At 47.7% G+C, this 14,630-nt stretch carries 15 protein-coding genes; 10 read left to right on the top strand and 5 right to left on the bottom strand.

Features of this window, described 5'->3' with window-relative positions; all coding sequences use genetic code 11:
* The first annotated feature begins 5 nt into the window (after positions 1-5).
* Complete coding sequence (locus C7R93_RS20440) at positions 6-665, top strand: Crp/Fnr family transcriptional regulator (RefSeq protein WP_106840544.1); 660 nt, start codon at positions 6-8, stop codon at positions 663-665.
* A gap of 63 nt (positions 666-728) precedes the next feature.
* Here the strand turns inward: C7R93_RS20440 and C7R93_RS20435 are convergent, their stop codons facing one another.
* The 4 genes from C7R93_RS20435 to C7R93_RS20420 all read right to left on the bottom strand — a co-directional run bounded on the left by C7R93_RS20435 (position 729) and on the right by C7R93_RS20420 (position 3,914).
* Positions 729-929 carry a cold-shock protein gene (locus C7R93_RS20435; protein WP_106840543.1) on the bottom strand — a complete coding sequence of 67 codons (201 nt, stop codon included), beginning with the start codon at positions 927-929 and terminating at the stop codon, positions 729-731.
* A 186-nt stretch (positions 930-1,115) separates the two neighbouring features.
* Positions 1,116-2,384, bottom strand: a complete 1,269-nt coding sequence (gene thrC / locus C7R93_RS20430) for a threonine synthase (protein WP_106840542.1) — start codon at positions 2,382-2,384, stop codon at positions 1,116-1,118.
* 186 nt (positions 2,385-2,570) lie between these two features.
* A complete protein-coding gene (rluF, locus tag C7R93_RS20425) occupies positions 2,571-3,257 on the bottom strand; it encodes a 23S rRNA pseudouridine(2604) synthase RluF (protein WP_106840541.1) in 687 nt (228 codons plus the stop codon).
* 15 nt (positions 3,258-3,272) lie between these two features.
* Positions 3,273-3,914 (bottom strand): MOSC domain-containing protein, encoded by a 642-nt coding sequence (locus C7R93_RS20420; protein ID WP_106840540.1) that lies wholly within the window; start codon positions 3,912-3,914, stop codon positions 3,273-3,275.
* A 145-nt stretch (positions 3,915-4,059) separates the two neighbouring features.
* On the opposite strand from C7R93_RS20420, the gene C7R93_RS20415 reads away from it, so the two are divergent.
* From C7R93_RS20415 to C7R93_RS20375, 9 genes are all read left to right on the top strand, one after another.
* Positions 4,060-5,508: a nicotinate phosphoribosyltransferase gene (locus tag C7R93_RS20415; protein WP_106840539.1), complete on the top strand. Its 1,449-nt coding sequence runs from the start codon at positions 4,060-4,062 to the stop codon at positions 5,506-5,508.
* 195 nt (positions 5,509-5,703) lie between these two features.
* Positions 5,704-6,963 carry a Glu/Leu/Phe/Val family dehydrogenase gene (locus C7R93_RS20410; protein WP_106840538.1) on the top strand — a complete coding sequence of 420 codons (1,260 nt, stop codon included), beginning with the start codon at positions 5,704-5,706 and terminating at the stop codon, positions 6,961-6,963.
* A 140-nt stretch (positions 6,964-7,103) separates the two neighbouring features.
* The gene (gene metA / locus C7R93_RS20405; protein WP_106840537.1) at positions 7,104-8,021 is read left to right on the top strand and encodes a homoserine O-acetyltransferase MetA; all 918 of its coding nucleotides are present in this window, start codon (positions 7,104-7,106) and stop codon (positions 8,019-8,021) included.
* Between the two features lie 135 nt (positions 8,022-8,156).
* Positions 8,157-9,347, top strand: coding sequence for an ROK family transcriptional regulator (locus C7R93_RS20400; protein WP_244191598.1), 1,191 nt, complete (start codon positions 8,157-8,159; stop codon positions 9,345-9,347).
* A 94-nt stretch (positions 9,348-9,441) separates the two neighbouring features.
* Positions 9,442-10,554, top strand: coding sequence for an Ig-like domain-containing protein (locus C7R93_RS20395; protein WP_106840582.1), 1,113 nt, complete (start codon positions 9,442-9,444; stop codon positions 10,552-10,554).
* A gap of 112 nt (positions 10,555-10,666) precedes the next feature.
* Positions 10,667-11,563: a LysR family transcriptional regulator gene (locus tag C7R93_RS20390; RefSeq protein WP_106840535.1), complete on the top strand. Its 897-nt coding sequence runs from the start codon at positions 10,667-10,669 to the stop codon at positions 11,561-11,563.
* Positions 11,564-11,677: 114 nt separating this feature from the next.
* The gene (locus C7R93_RS20385; RefSeq protein ID WP_106840534.1) at positions 11,678-12,067 is read left to right on the top strand and encodes a CidA/LrgA family protein; all 390 of its coding nucleotides are present in this window, start codon (positions 11,678-11,680) and stop codon (positions 12,065-12,067) included.
* A complete protein-coding gene (locus tag C7R93_RS20380) occupies positions 12,045-12,743 on the top strand; it encodes an LrgB family protein (RefSeq protein WP_106840533.1) in 699 nt (232 codons plus the stop codon). Before C7R93_RS20385 ends, C7R93_RS20380 begins: the two co-directional genes overlap by 23 nt.
* 121 nt (positions 12,744-12,864) lie before the next feature.
* Entirely contained in the window at positions 12,865-13,776 is a 912-nt protein-coding gene (locus C7R93_RS20375) for a DMT family transporter (protein WP_208637838.1), read from the top strand.
* A gap of 180 nt (positions 13,777-13,956) precedes the next feature.
* On the opposite strand, the gene C7R93_RS20370 is transcribed toward C7R93_RS20375, so the two are convergent.
* Positions 13,957-14,346: a hypothetical protein gene (locus C7R93_RS20370; protein WP_106840532.1), complete on the bottom strand. Its 390-nt coding sequence runs from the start codon at positions 14,344-14,346 to the stop codon at positions 13,957-13,959.
* Positions 14,347-14,630 lie beyond the last annotated feature (284 nt).

Genomic DNA, 14,630 nt, shown 5'->3' with positions numbered 1-14,630 from the left:
TCCATATGCAAAAGGATCAGATTGCGGAAGTCCTTACACGTTTTCCAAGTCTGGCGGAACTTACTTCAGAAGAGTGGCAGGAGGAAGGAATCTCTATAACTACGGTTCCAGCCAACTTTACGATTGATGAAGGCGAGTTTTTGGAGAATGCGCCATTGATCCTGGATGGACTGGTTCGCATTTTCAAACTGAGCAGCGATGGCAGGGAGGTTACGTTGTACAGGTTAACGGCTGGCGAGTGCTGCCCGCTCATCGCGTCTAGCATATTGGGAGAAACGGTGTATGAAGCCTCTGCTTGTGTAGAGAAGCCGAGTCTGGTCTTGAACGTCCCGACGAAGATTTATAAAAAATGGATCGAGAAGCACCAAGACTTTCGCCAGTATATTTTTCAATCATTTGCGCGTCGATTGATTATCATGTCGAACTTGATTGACGACATTAACTTTAAATCCATTCGGGTTCGGATTTCCGAATATTTGATCGAGCATACAAGTGCGGAGAATGATACGCTTGCGATTACGCATGATCTATTGGCGATTGAACTGGGGACTGCTCGTGAAGTGATCAGCCGGACACTAAAGAAGATGGAAAAAGAAGGGCTGCTGCGTGTAGCGCGGGGGCAAATTACGGATATTAAACGTTCTAGACTGCCTACAGACGAATAATCCTTGAGACAACGAAAAAAACAGACCCCATTACTGGAGTCTGTTTTTTTGTTTGTGGCTATATTAAACTTTTTGAACGTTAGTAGCTTGTGGTCCGCGTTGGCCTTGTTCTACGTCAAAAGTAACTTTTTGACCTTCGTCAAGGGATTTGAAACCTTCGCTTTGGATAGCAGAGAAATGAACAAATACGTCTTCTTTACCTTCGCGTTCAATGAATCCAAAACCTTTTTCTGCGTTAAACCATTTTACTGTACCTTGTTCCATTGTTGTTGCCTCCTAGTGTGAAAACACACAAATAATACTATCCTTGCTCGCAGGATCATCAAGACGAAACTTGCTATTTACGCTATCCGTTGCTTCGAACAAAAATAATTCTCTACTAGCATAACAGGATTAGGAATGGATAGCAAATGATTCGAGTATGCTGACCAAAGAAAATCGGGTGGGCTGTTACGAAAGCATGGCGCCAATCTCTTCAAACGCAAGCTGTGCCAAGACAATTTTATTCGGATAGCTCGCTTGCGTCGATTCCCCCAAATGATATTCTTGCAGGGCATCGGTGTCCTTCAGCATGTTTCCCGTCAAAATGCAGACGGCTGTTTCGTCCTTGTCGATGACTTGCTCCGCGATGAGCTTGCGCAATCCGGCGACCGTAGCGGCAGAGGCAGGTTCGCAGCCGATCCCGCTCTTATCCACCCATGCTTTGGCGTCGAGAATCTCTTGATCGGTCACGGAGCAGGTAACGCCATTCGTTTCTTCTAAGGTACGAAGCGCTTTCTTCCAGCTGGGCGGATTGCCGATGTTTAGCGCGGAGGCACGTGTATACGGATTGGGTTCAGGTGTAAGCTCGGTGTGTCCGCCTGCGACCATGCGATGAAATGGACTGACACCTTCCGCCTGTACGAGTGCCACACGAGGAACTTTTTCGATGAAGCCGAGATTTTTCAAATCCTGCAAGCCTTTTCCGAGAGCAGTCACATTGCTTAGCGCTCCTCCAGGGATGACCACCCAATCGGGAAGGTTCCAATTGAGGTACTGGGCGATTTCGTATACGATGCTCTTCTGCCCTTCAATGCGGAATGGATTGATCGAATTGCAGATGTAGAGACCGAGCTCTTTGCTGTATTGCTCGTAAAAGCGGATGCCATCATCGTAGGTGCCTTCAAAGCTGATGACCTTTGCTCCGTAGGCGAGTGTTTGCATGACTTTATTCAAGGAAATGTTTTTGTTTGGTACAAACACGTACGATTCGCCATCGGCGAGTGCAGCATACATGGCGAGAGAGGATGAGGTATTGCCAGTCGATGTGCAGGTGAAGCGTTGATAGCCAAGTGAACGCCCGTGTGATACGGCAACAGTCATCCCATTGTCTTTGAACGAACCACTCGGATTCTCGCTTTGTGCCTTCAGCCATACCTTGCTGTTGCTTCCTACATACGATTGGATGAGTGCAGATGCATACAGTCCTGTATTTCCTTCGTACTTGGTCGTAATGTACTCTTCAGGAAGCCCGGGGAAAATCAGCTCTTTGTAGCGCCATACCCCGCTGGCATAAGGTGTCATACGCTCTGACAGTCGCTCGTGAAAGACACGCTTCAGCCATTCGGCATCAATGTCCGACGTATCGTGAATAATGTCAAACAAGCCGCCGCACGTGCATTGATAGTCAAATAAATGGGTAGGCACTTCCTTGCTGCAATCGACACAAACCAGTTTCATCCTCGCAAGATTCACCCCAAAAAGTACAGGGAGAATCTCTCCACCTCTTTTCTCTCGTATGGTTTTCTATATGGTAAACGGAGAAGGGGAGCGTGTAAATGAGAGTTTTCAGTAAAAACAAAAAATTCTCATACAGATACAAAAGACGGGAAGGAGCCACTATATAGCCTCCAACCCGCCCCTATTTCACAAGCTTTTGTTCAGATCAGTCAATTCCTTGGCCGTCAGATTGCGCCATTGTCCTAGCTTCAAATTCCCCAGCGATACGTTCATGATGCGTACCCGCTCTAGTTTTCGTACCTGATAACCAAAAGCCTGGCACATCCGTCTGATTTGCCGATTCAGCCCTTGCGTCAGCACGATATTGAAGACGCGATCACTGACCCTGGTTACTTTGCAAGGCTTTGTGGTCGTTTCGAGAATGCGCACGCCGTTTGCCATTCCGTGCAAGAAATTCGCCGTGATGGGCTTATCTACGGTGACGATGTACTCTTTGTCATGATTGTTCTCGGCACGCAAAATTTTGTTTACGATATCCCCATCATTGGTTAACAGGATGAGTCCTTGCGAATCTTTATCCAGACGCCCGATAGGAAAAATTCGCTCCGGGTGATTCACGAAATCGATGATGTTGCCTTTGACCTGCAGTTCAGTTGTACATGTAATTCCGACAGGCTTGTTCAAGGCGATGTAGACATCTTTCTTTTTGGTGCCGAGCGGCTTTCCATCGATGCGCACGTCATCTCCTGACGCAACCGTACTTCCCAGTTCCGCGAGTTGGCCGTTGATCGTCACGCGCTTGGCCTCGATTAATTTATCGGCTTCTCTTCGTGAGCAAATGCCGGTTTCGCTGATGAATTTATTAATTCGCATGAGACGTTCCTTTCGCTATTGCTGTTGCTTTTCCAGTAGTTTTTTTCGCCAAGGCAAAGCCAATTCCTCTACCTCTAGCATACGCTGTATCGTCTCTTGGGCTGGTGACTTGTCGTGGAAGTACAAGTGGTGGATGGAAGCTACGCTGACTTGCTTCGGATGAGCAGAGATTTGGGTAATCTGTGAGTCTGGCTTGATGGTTCCTTCCTGCAAGACGCGGAAGAAATAGCCCGTATAGCCCATCTCCACCACTGCTTTGAGCAATTGGTTATTGTTGTTTCGCTTGTTGATGGTCGCACAAGGAAATCTGCCTTGGGTCACTTGCAGGATCGTATCTCCGAATTGATACACATCCCCGATACAGACCTGTTCTTCGGTCATGCCAGCGAGTGTGAGATTTTCTCCGAATGCCGCATTGGTCAGAGGTTGGCCAAATAACTTCTGCCAATGGGCATAATGTTCAAAAGGATACGCACAGACAACGCGGTCTGGGCCGCCGTGATACTGTGGATTCGCGATATCGTCGTCATCAATTTTCTCGGAACGGACAACGAGCTCGTCTGCTTCATCCTTCCAAATGCCGGAGAGGAACTCTTTGCCGTTGTACATAGTACTTTTTGGCAACCCTTTACTAATAGAAACGATTTTTCTGTCCAACCTACGCTCACTCCCAGCCTGTACGTTTGCTTCTCTTTTTATCCCATTACTATATCATATTCCCTAATATCCTCCACAGCGGATGGGCACCAGCGGACGCTTCTGGTATGATGATAGAAAGGAATGCACAGGAGGCCTCAGTGACATGCAATCATTTGGTGTGGCACTACACACAGATAAATATCAGATAAACATGATGTACGCCCATTGGGTGAACGGAACACACAATCAGAAGGTCGTTTTCGAAGCATTTTTCCGCAAGCTGCCTTTTGGAAACGGATACGCCGTTTCTGCCGGACTGGAACGAATTGTTTCCTATATAAAAAATTTGCGCTTTGAAGAAAGCGATTTGAAGTATTTGGGTGAGCAAGAAGAGAACTACGATCCAAAGTTTTTGGAAGAGCTGCGCCAGCTTCGTTTTAAAGGCTCGCTCTACTCCGTCAAGGAAGGAACCGTGGTTTTCCCGAACGAGCCGTTGATTCGCGTAGAGGGGCGTGTCATGGAGGCACAGCTGGTTGAGACGGCCCTGTTGAACTACATGAACTATCAGACGCTGATTGCGACCAAAGCTTCGCGGATTAAAAACGTGGCGGGCAATGATGTTCTCATGGAATTCGGAACAAGAAGGGCCCAGGAGGCAGATGCTGCACTGTGGGGGACACGGGCAGCTTATTTGGCTGGCTTCGACGCGACCTCAAACATGCTGGCAGGGAAAATGTTTGGCATTCCGACAAAAGGGACGCACGCTCACTCTTGGGTACAGAGCTTTGAGAGCGAGGAGGAGGCTTTTGAGCGGTTTGCTAAAGCACTTCCAGGACAGGTCACTCTGTTGGTAGACACCTACGATACGCTCAAAAGCGGCGTGCCGAATGCGATTAAGTTAGGGAAGCGAATGGAGAAGGAAGGCAAGCAGCTGGCTGCCGTAAGACTGGACAGTGGCGACTTGGCCTATTTGTCCATCAAAACGCGTGAAATGCTCGATAAGGCCGGACTGCCCGACGTAAAAATTGTCGCTTCCAACGACCTCGATGAGCACACGATTATGAACCTGAAGGTACAGGGAGCACGTGTAAATAGCTGGGGAGTAGGAACACAACTCATCACGGCAGCGGATCAGCCGACGCTCGGAGGCGTATACAAGCTGGTGGCGCGTGAAGGCGCGAACGGAGAATACCAGCCGACCATCAAAATCTCTGGGAATCCGGAAAAAGTCACAACGCCGGGCATCAAGGATATGTACCGATTGATTGATCCGGAAACAGGAAAAGCGATTGCTGACTACATGTGCTTCCCGCATGAAACAGCAGTCGAAGGTGGCGCACCTCTCCATTTATTCCATCCGAGCCATACGTATTTGAGCAAGCATTTGGAAAACTATCAGGCTGAGTCGCTTCTCGTTCCGGTATTTGTGGATGGAGAACTGGTGTATGAACTGCCGACCCTCCAAGAGATTCGCGATTACCACCGTGAGCAACTCAAGCTGTTCTGGCCTGAATACTTGCGCATGCTGAATCCGGAGCATTACCGTCTGCACATTAGCGAAGAGATGTGGGAGACGAAAGCAAAGCTGATGAAGACATATTTGAAAAAATAGGATAAAAACGTCTGATGTGTCGCGAGGGTGCATCAGGCGTTTTTTTGTTTACCAAAAATAACACAATAATGTGAAAACAAAGAAAATAAATTGTCTGAATTTACATGCATCGTATATAATTACTCCATTCATCCTTTAGCTCTGCGCCAAGGTGATGTAGAAGATGCTTGTGAAATGTATTGGGGAGGAAGAGAGATGCTAAAGTCTGTAGAGAAAGAAAACTTGAATCCATACGAAATTGTACAGAAACAGATTGATTCAGCAGCGGCATTGTTGGGATTGCGGAGCGATGCTGTAGAAATTTTAAAGCGACCCAAACGAGTATTGGCCGTCAGCTTTCCAGTCAAGATGGATGATGGCAGCGTACGTGTCTTTGAAGGCTACCGATCTCAGCATAATGACGCGGTAGGACCGACCAAGGGAGGGATTCGCTTTCATCCAGATGTGACGATGGATGAAGTCAAGGCACTCTCCATGTGGATGTCATTCAAATGCGGCGTAGTTGGTCTTCCTTATGGCGGCGGAAAAGGCGGCGTCATATGTGATCCCCACGAATTCAGTAAAAATGAGCTGGAACGAGTCAGCCGCGGCTTCATGGAAGCCATTGCTGATATGGTCGGACCTGAGACAGATATACCTGCGCCTGATGTGTATACGACCCCACAAATCATGGGGTGGATGATGGATACGTACAGTAGATTAAAAGGCACCTATTCTCCGGGAGTCATCACAGGAAAGCCACTCAGTGTCGGCGGCTCCAAAGGAAGAAACGAGGCGACTGCCCGTGGATGTGTCTTTACGATATTGGAGGCGCTAAAAGATTCTGGACGCCAGCCGGAGCAAACTACCGTGGCCATCCAAGGCTTTGGCAACGCGGGAAGAATTGCTGCCAGACTTTTGACGGAGTTGGGCTTCAAAATCGTGGCGGTCAGTGACTCACGCGGCGGTATTTATGATGCTGCTGGCTTGGACATAGAAAAGGTAGGACAGCTAAAAGACAACGCCACTATTTTGGAGTATGTAGGTGGGACGGTCATCTCTAACGAACAGCTGTTGGAGCTGGAAGTAGATATTCTGATCCCGGCCGCTTTGGAAAATGTCATCACAGCAGCGAATGCCCACAGCATTCAGGCCAAGTGGATTGCAGAAGCGGCAAATGGACCTACTACACCGGATGCTGACGCCATTTTGCGGGAAAAAGGGATTACCGTGATCCCAGATATTCTCGCCAATTCGGGTGGCGTAACGGTTTCGTATTTTGAATGGGTGCAAAACCTGATGAATTACTACTGGTCTGAGGTTGAGGTAAACGAAAAGCTGCAAACGACAATGATTAACGCCTATCGTGCTGTAAAAGAACTCTCTGATCAATATAAGGTGGACTTGCGCACGGGAGCCTATATGATCTCGCTTTTGCGAATTACTGAGGCGATGGAAGCGCGCGGCTGGATTTAAGGGAAGAGACCTCTTGCAACTTGCTTGCAAGGGGATTTTTTCATTTTCTCCCGGTGATTTGGCAGGAAGGCTAGTATTTTTGTCGAATTTGTCGGATTATTGTTTTTCTACCTGTGTTCAAAGTGGAAAGGGGGATCCTTATGCCAATCAAATTGCCCGACGAATTGCCTGCAACGGAAATACTCGCCCAAGAAAATATTTTTGTGATGAAGGACAGCCGTGCCTTCACGCAGGACATACGACCGCTCAGGATCGTCATTCTCAACCTCATGCCAGTGAAGGAAACAACGGAGACACAGTTGCTCCGCCTCCTGGGAAATACGCCGCTACAGGTGGAAATCGTGCTTTTGCACATGTCCAGCCATACGTCCAAAAATACGTCCGAAGAACATTTGTCGATGTTTTATAAAACATTTGAGGAGATTTGTGACCAGCGATTTGATGGCATGATCATCACCGGAGCGCCTGTGGAACAGCTCGAGTTCACAGACGTCACGTATTGGCAGGAGCTGACAAAAATCCTCGATTGGAAAATGGAGAAGGTCACTTCGACACTGCATATTTGTTGGGGAGCACAAGCCGGTCTCTACCACCACTTTGGGGTTCCCAAGCATCCTTTGGAAGAAAAAATGTTCGGAATCTTCCCTCATACACTCAATAAGCAAAATGTGAAGCTGTTCCGAGGATTTGATAACTACTTCCACATTCCACATTCGCGGCATACCGAAAACCGCAGGGAAGACATCGAGCAAGTGTCAGAGCTGGAGATTTTGTCTGAGTCTGATGAAGCAGGGGTTTACATCGTAGCGACGAGGGATGGCAGACAAATTTTCGTGACAGGACATTCCGAGTATGATCCGACCACCTTGCAAGATGAGTACCAGCGGGATGTGAACAAAGGCTTGGACATTGCTGTTCCGCGTAATTACTATCCAAAGGACGATCCAAGTCGCGATCCTATCGTCACTTGGCGCGCACATGCGAATTTGCTGTTTTCCAACTGGTTAAACTATTACGTTTACCAAGAGACACCGTATGATTTGAACAACAACAAGTGATAGCAACGTAGAAACCATCCGAGGAGATTCGGATGGTTTTTGTTTGGCCCAGTTGACGTAATAAATGGCGACAGGTAGTGTGAGAATAATCGCGCAGGAATGCTACCGGGAATTCAAGCAAGATGGGAGTTTTGTATGATGAAAAAAATAATGAAGCAAGATCAGGACGTGACCAAGCAGCATAACAAGCAAATGATCCTCGACATTATCAAAAAGCAAAGACCGATATCGCGTGCAGAAATCGCCAAAATTACGCGGATGAGTGCCACATCGATTGGTAGATTCGTCAGTGAGTTATGCGAAGAAGGATTGATTCGAGAGACGGAGTTGACCTCATCTGGTGTGGGCAGAAAGGCAATCATGCTCGACATCGAGCCGGGGGCCATTTATACAATCGGCGTGGACATGGCAAAAAAGCGAATCAGCTTTGGCATCATGGACTTTAGTGAAGCGATTATTGCACAGCACCGGATGGATCATAAAACACAGGATTCTACACCGGAAGAGACGGCTGAACTAATTTGCAACGAAATGGAAGGGATGCTCAAACAGACAGGCATTCCGTTAGAAAAAGTGGTCGGGATTGGCATTGGGATGCCAGGGGTGATCAATTATGAGCGAGGGATTGTTCAGCTTTCCACTACGCTGGAGTGGAAGGACGTAGCGTTTGCCAGCCTGATTGAAAAAAGGCTGCAAATCAAAACGGTCATCGACAACGATTTGAAGGTAAAAATCCTCTCGGAGTACTTGTACGGATCTGCCAAAGGCTCGAACAAGACAGCCTTGATCGGGATTGGCACTGGTATCGGTTCTGCGTTGATTATCAATGGCGAAGTGTTTCGCGGGGGCTCCAATAGCGCAGGAGAGCTGGGGCATACGACGCTCGATCCGAATGGAAATCTGTGCGAATGTGGAAAGCGCGGATGCCTGCAAACATACATAGACGAAAATTCTTTGATCATGGAAGCGCGTCGGGTGAAGGATGTCAGTGATGTCCGTCAGGTGTTCGCGGCAGCGAGAAATGAAGAGCGCTGGGCGAAGGAAATCGTCTCCCGTACTGCGCTGTACCTCGGAATCACGATCAACAATATTGTATGCATGTACAATCCAGATACTGTAATTGTAAGCGGTGATTTGGTGGAGAATTATCGCGAAATCATTGACTTGGTCGAGGAGCATAGCGATCAAGTGATTTGGGAGCCATTCAAGGGAAAATTTCGCGTAATTCCTTCCGAATTGAAGGGGGAGGCGATCGTGATGGGAGCAGGAGCTTTGGCGATGCAGCACTTTGCTCCCTTGGCAGGGACATGGGCAGAAGAATCATGACTTTTTACGCCATTTTGTATTCAACAAGTACGGCTGTTTTACCGATATAGAAAATAGTGGAAACGTAGAGAGAAAAGGAGAGGGAAATGTGAGCATGAGAAACTGGCAAAAAGGTATGCTTGCTGCGGCTGTTACAGTTGGGCTCATCTTTTCCAGTGTCGGTCAAGTACCGGCATTGGCAAATTCCGTGACGACAAGCACGCAGAAGAAAATTTCCAAGCTTGTGATTGATACAAAGACAGTAAAATTGAAAAAAGCGGGGACACAACAGTTGACCGTCCGCGTGCAATACAAGGATAAAACAACGGAAGACGTCACACAGCAAGCAGAGTGGACTTCCTCTGACAGTGACATCGCGAGCGTTGAAAAAGGCTTGGTAACAGCAGTAAGCTCCGGTAAAACAAGAGTGAAAGCAAGCTTCGGGGGCAAAAGTGTGAATGTCCCTGTTGAGATCGATGTGATTTCCAAGCTCACTGCTGACCAGAAGAAACTGGCTCTCAGCGTGGGAGGCAAGAAACAGGTAAACGCAACAGCAACCTTCTCTGACAAGTCTACCGCTGATGTAACGGCTCAAGCGGAGTGGGAAAGCGATGATACGGAAGTCGTAACGGTAGCGAATGGGTTGGTTACAGCAGTAGGCTCGGGCAAAGCGAAGATCAAAATGAAGTACGGTGGAAAAAGCGTATCCATCCCAGTAGAGGTGGATGTCGTCTCCAAGCTGGACAGTGATAAGAAAAAGCTGTATCTGCGTCTAAACACTACCCAGTCGGTTACGCTGTGGGCTACTTTGTCTACCAAAGAAAAGGTAGATGTAACAAGTAAAGCCAAGTGGACATCCGACGATGAAAAAGTCGCCACAGTTGAAAACGGGGTCGTGACGACTGTAGGCTCGGGCAAAGCGAAAATCAAAGCAACTTACGGTGGAAAAACGATCTCGATCCCTGTAGAGTCTGCTGTCATCTCCAATCTGGAATTGGACACGAAAAAGGCCACGCTCAAAGTCGGCGAATCAAAAGACTTGAAGGTATCTGCTGTCTATACTGACAAAACCAAGGTCGATGTTACAATGGATGCAGATTGGATCTCCACGAACAGCTCCGTTGTGACTGTAGTGGATGGCAAGATCACGGCTGTGAAAGCAGGTCGTGCAACGATTGCGGCTACGTATAATGGAAAAGTCGTAAAAATACAGGTAACCGTGAAGTAACTCACGCTGGAGGAAGAGCCAGGGCGCGACTGCGTACCTGGCTTTTTCGCGTACTCTCGCCTGTGGTAATCTGTAGCTAACGATTTAGAGTGGACGAAGACGGAGGACACCCATGGATATTCGACAGCTGCAATACTTTGTGGAAGTAGTCAAACATAAAAACTTTACGAAGGCCGCGCAATCCCTCCACGTCTCTCAGCCTTCTATCAGCAAAATGATCAAGGCATTGGAAGAAGAGCTGGAGGTTGTTCTGCTGGATCGGACAGAGCGGAAAATGGATCTGACAGACGCAGGAGAAATGGTCTACAGCTATGCGACAAAAGTGTTACAGCTGATGGAGGGCATGTCGTCGTCGATTGCAGAATTGCGAAATGTCGAGCGTGGTCGGGTCAAACTGGGCATGATGCCGACAGTGGGTTCTTTTCTCTTGCCGAATGTGATCGCCTTGTTTAAAAAGCAGTATCCAGGCATCGATATCGAGATGAAGGAATACAGCGCCAAGCTGCTTGAAATCCAAATGGAACAAGGAAGCATCGATGTAGCATTAACGGTTCTTCCAACGGATCAGGAGAAATTTGTGGCGGTTCCCTTGCTCGCAGAGGACCTCGTTGCGATCGTTCAACGGGAGCATTGGCTCGCGGGAGTCGATGAGGTGAGCCTGGAACAGCTCAAGGACGAGGCTTTCATTTTGTTTACGGAAGAGTACGCGATGCATGATGTGGTGCGTCAAGCGTGCAAGCAGTCCGGCTTTGAACCGAAAGTCGCTTACATGAGCTCTTTGTGGGATTTTGTCGGTGAGATGGTGGCTACCCAACTGGGGATTTCACTCGTTCCCCGCTCCATCGTGAGACGATTGAATAACGGACAATTGCACACCGTCAACATTTCCTACCCGGTGATTGACTGGCAGTATGCCTTGATTTATCGAAAAGAAGGGTATTTATCGCATGCGACAAAAGCTTTCATTTCGTTTGTAGAGAAAATGTACAGTCATAACCAAATGGAATAGAATTGATGATTTTTATGTATTGTACGAATGGAATCGAGACGATTTAGAATGAAGGTATCTCGTTCAAAAGGTGACTTTTTGAACAACCTTTGTAGAGGAACCGGGGTGGTCTCGATGAAAAGATGGTTCTCCATCATTGCACAAGTTTTGCTATTGTTCGGTTTCACCTGGCTTGGGAAATGGGTGACCTCGTTTTTTCACCTACCTGTTCCCGGTAGTCTGATCGGACTCGCGCTTTTGTTCATTTGTTTATATACCGGCTGGATTCGTCTACAGTGGGTGGAAGCAGGAGCGACTCTGTTATTCTCGCAAATGATCCTGTTCTTCGTACCATCGTTGGTCGGGATGATGCAATATCCATGGCTCTTGGGAATAAAAGGATTGCTGGTGCTTGTGGTTGTCGTGAGTGGTTGTGCACTTGTGATGGTTTCGACAGGTGTTATTGCTGAGCGCATGTTCAATCGTGGAGAGGTGAAACAGCATGATCCTGTGGAAAACGTCTAGCCTGCTCCTGACACTCGTTTTCTTCTATGCAGCAAAACGGTTCAACAAGAAAAGACCGTCTCTGCTGTTTTCTCCGGCCATATTGGCGCCGATCGGTTTGATTTTGTTTTTGCTTTTCGCAGGCATTCCTTATCAGGTATACAGTGAGGCGACCTCGCTCATTAGTGAGATGATGAGCGTAGTCACTGTAGCCTTTGCGGTTCCACTGTACCGAAATTGGTCGGTTTTAATAGCGCATCGCCGGATGATAGTGACGAGTCTGGCAACGGGTTCCTTCATTGCCATCATTGCAGGAGTATCTACGACGATGCTGGTCGGATTGGGAAAAGAAGCGGCGATTAGCGTCATTCCTCGCTCGATTACCCTGCCGATTGCGGTGAGCGTAACCGAGGCGATTGGCGGAATGCCTACGATGACGGCGGTGTTCGGCATGCTGACCAGCTTTGCAGGCGTTTTTTTGGCTCCCAAAATCATCAAAAGGATGAAGCTCCGTCATCCTGTCTCCATTGGCTTGATGTACGGAATGGGCGCACATGCGTTAGGGATGGTAAAAGCGTTTGAACGTGGAGAAACAGAAGGAAGCAGTGCGACCTTGGCTGTGATTGCTGGAGCGATGATTACGGTAGTGTGGGCGTTTACCTTGCTGCCGGTGATCATGTCGTGGCTCGCTGTGTGAAGGAAGGATTTTTATAGGAGAAATATGGAAAGTACAGCGTGACCCCCCAAATGCTGGCGAAAGGTGTATGATAGAGGACAAATAATTGCTCCACAACTCTATCATCTTGGCAGGAGGCTTCATGAGACCGCTGTATATCGTCCTATTACTCTGTACCAGCTTCCTTTGGGGAGGAAACTTCGTTGTCGGTAAATTTCTAGTCGGGCACGCGTCTTCCTTGACGCTGACCAATTTGCGCTGGCTTATTGCAGTTGTTTGCTTGTTGCCAGTTGTTTGGATACGCGAAAAGCGGATTTTGCCCACTCGAGAGGCACTCCTTCCTTTGATTGTGATGGGAGTGACCGGCGTAGCACTATTTAATTTATTCATGTTCTGGGCACTCGAACGGACAGACGCGACCAATGTTGGCCTTTTGTCCACGCTGAATCCCGTTTCGATCGCGATTTTTTCCTTTTTGCTGGCGGGCGAAAAAATTCGACCGTTGCAGATTGTCGCGATGCTTGTCTCGTTTACAGGCGTGCTTGTGGTGATGACAAAAGGAGACATCGCACACTTGTCCCAATTGCACTTTAACACGGGCGATCTGTGGATGCTCGCCGCTGTCGCCATGTGGGGGATTTACTCTGTATGCGGGCGTTGGGCGATGAAGACGGTCTCGCCGCTGATGTCCACACTGTACTCGGGGATTTTCGGTGTCGCGTTGATGCTGCCCTTTAATGTCACAACGTTTACGATCAGCAACACAGACTGGACGTTTTGGCTGTCACTGTTCTACGTTGGTGTACTGGCGACTGTCGTCAGCATGGTGTTGTGGAATATTGGTGTGCAAGAGGTGGGCGCTACCTCAGCCGGTATGTTCCTCAATTTCAACCCTATTTTTACAGCCATTCTCGCATTTCTTTTGCTCGGGGAGCGGATGACCATCGTCCAATTGCTCGGCAGTGTGATCGTCATTGTCGGCTGTTACATGTTCTCGCGTTTAAAGCACGTCCTGGTCCCGACAACACATGCAGTCAAGCAAGTACAAGGCTAAAAGGGAGATCCCTCGTCTGGTCAAACAGGTGGGGGATTTTTTAGTAAATAGGAATTTATAAATTTATAAATTTATAAATTTACCAGAGTGCAAATTAGGCACTCTGCAAATTGCCAAACCCCGCCACAAGCTCTATCAGAGTGGAGGCGGGGTTTAACGGTATAACGTACTTTTTAACTTCTATGGTTCCTCATTTGCAAACATCTCCAACGTAGCTATAAGAATGTCTTTCTTTTTAGTATAGTAGTCTACATATGGAGTACCTATTAGCGCCGCACCTTCAATCATTGAACAAAAATCATAAACAGGTATAGGGCGTCCGATTCCTAGGGCAGCACCTACTGTCGATAGTAATGCCAGTAAACGAACCGGGTTCCATTCCCATTCCAAGAGTTGAAGAAGTTGGATGGCACTAGAAGCTCTTTTCGTTTGCTCGAGCGTATATACTTCGGGGAATCGCCCATCCGTCTTGTAGGCATGGAAAAACTCGATGTAGTAAGCTTCTGCTGCGAAATCGATATCGCGGTACATTTCTCTAAAATCCGTGTAAGGTTGACTTTCATTTTTCATTACTGCCACACCAACCTTTCTTATAGGATGAAGTCATTGTATCAGAAAGAATTGATAGTAATAGAGTAGAGTAAAAACAAACCTCAACCCTCACAATTATGTGAGCGGAGAGGTCTGTTTCAGTTTTTACGAAATGAGAATATTCACTCGGGAGAGTAAGTAGACATCCTAATCAAGTGGGTCGTATGGAAATTTCTATTGAGGTCACACTGTGCTAGCGTTGCTTTCACATCGTCTAATCAGGTGCGAAAGTTGAGTTATAAGTTGTGGTGGAGAAGAAGCGC

The sequence above is a fragment of the Brevibacillus fortis genome (assembly GCF_003013395.1).
GTDB lineage: Bacteria > Bacillota > Bacilli > Brevibacillales > Brevibacillaceae > Brevibacillus > Brevibacillus fortis.
This window is presented reverse-complemented; position numbering and strand designations above follow the sequence as displayed.

Coding starts and splice junctions, on each gene's coding strand:
- rluF (WP_106840541.1), bottom strand. CDS start 3,257: ATGCGAATTAATAAATTCATCAGCGAAACCGGCATTTGCTCACGAAGA.
- C7R93_RS20395 (WP_106840582.1), top strand. CDS start 9,442: ATGAGAAACTGGCAAAAAGGTATGCTTGCTGCGGCTGTTACAGTTGGG.
- C7R93_RS20415 (WP_106840539.1), top strand. CDS start 4,060: ATGCAATCATTTGGTGTGGCACTACACACAGATAAATATCAGATAAAC.
- C7R93_RS20400 (WP_244191598.1), top strand. CDS start 8,157: ATGATGAAAAAAATAATGAAGCAAGATCAGGACGTGACCAAGCAGCAT.
- C7R93_RS20375 (WP_208637838.1), top strand. CDS start 12,865: ATGAGACCGCTGTATATCGTCCTATTACTCTGTACCAGCTTCCTTTGG.
- C7R93_RS20380 (WP_106840533.1), top strand. CDS start 12,045: ATGATCCTGTGGAAAACGTCTAGCCTGCTCCTGACACTCGTTTTCTTC.
- C7R93_RS20390 (WP_106840535.1), top strand. CDS start 10,667: ATGGATATTCGACAGCTGCAATACTTTGTGGAAGTAGTCAAACATAAA.
- C7R93_RS20440 (WP_106840544.1), top strand. CDS start 6: ATGCAAAAGGATCAGATTGCGGAAGTCCTTACACGTTTTCCAAGTCTG.
- C7R93_RS20410 (WP_106840538.1), top strand. CDS start 5,704: ATGCTAAAGTCTGTAGAGAAAGAAAACTTGAATCCATACGAAATTGTA.
- C7R93_RS20370 (WP_106840532.1), bottom strand. CDS start 14,346: ATGAAAAATGAAAGTCAACCTTACACGGATTTTAGAGAAATGTACCGC.
- C7R93_RS20385 (WP_106840534.1), top strand. CDS start 11,678: ATGAAAAGATGGTTCTCCATCATTGCACAAGTTTTGCTATTGTTCGGT.
- C7R93_RS20435 (WP_106840543.1), bottom strand. CDS start 929: ATGGAACAAGGTACAGTAAAATGGTTTAACGCAGAAAAAGGTTTTGGA.
- thrC (WP_106840542.1), bottom strand. CDS start 2,384: ATGAAACTGGTTTGTGTCGATTGCAGCAAGGAAGTGCCTACCCATTTA.
- metA (WP_106840537.1), top strand. CDS start 7,104: ATGCCAATCAAATTGCCCGACGAATTGCCTGCAACGGAAATACTCGCC.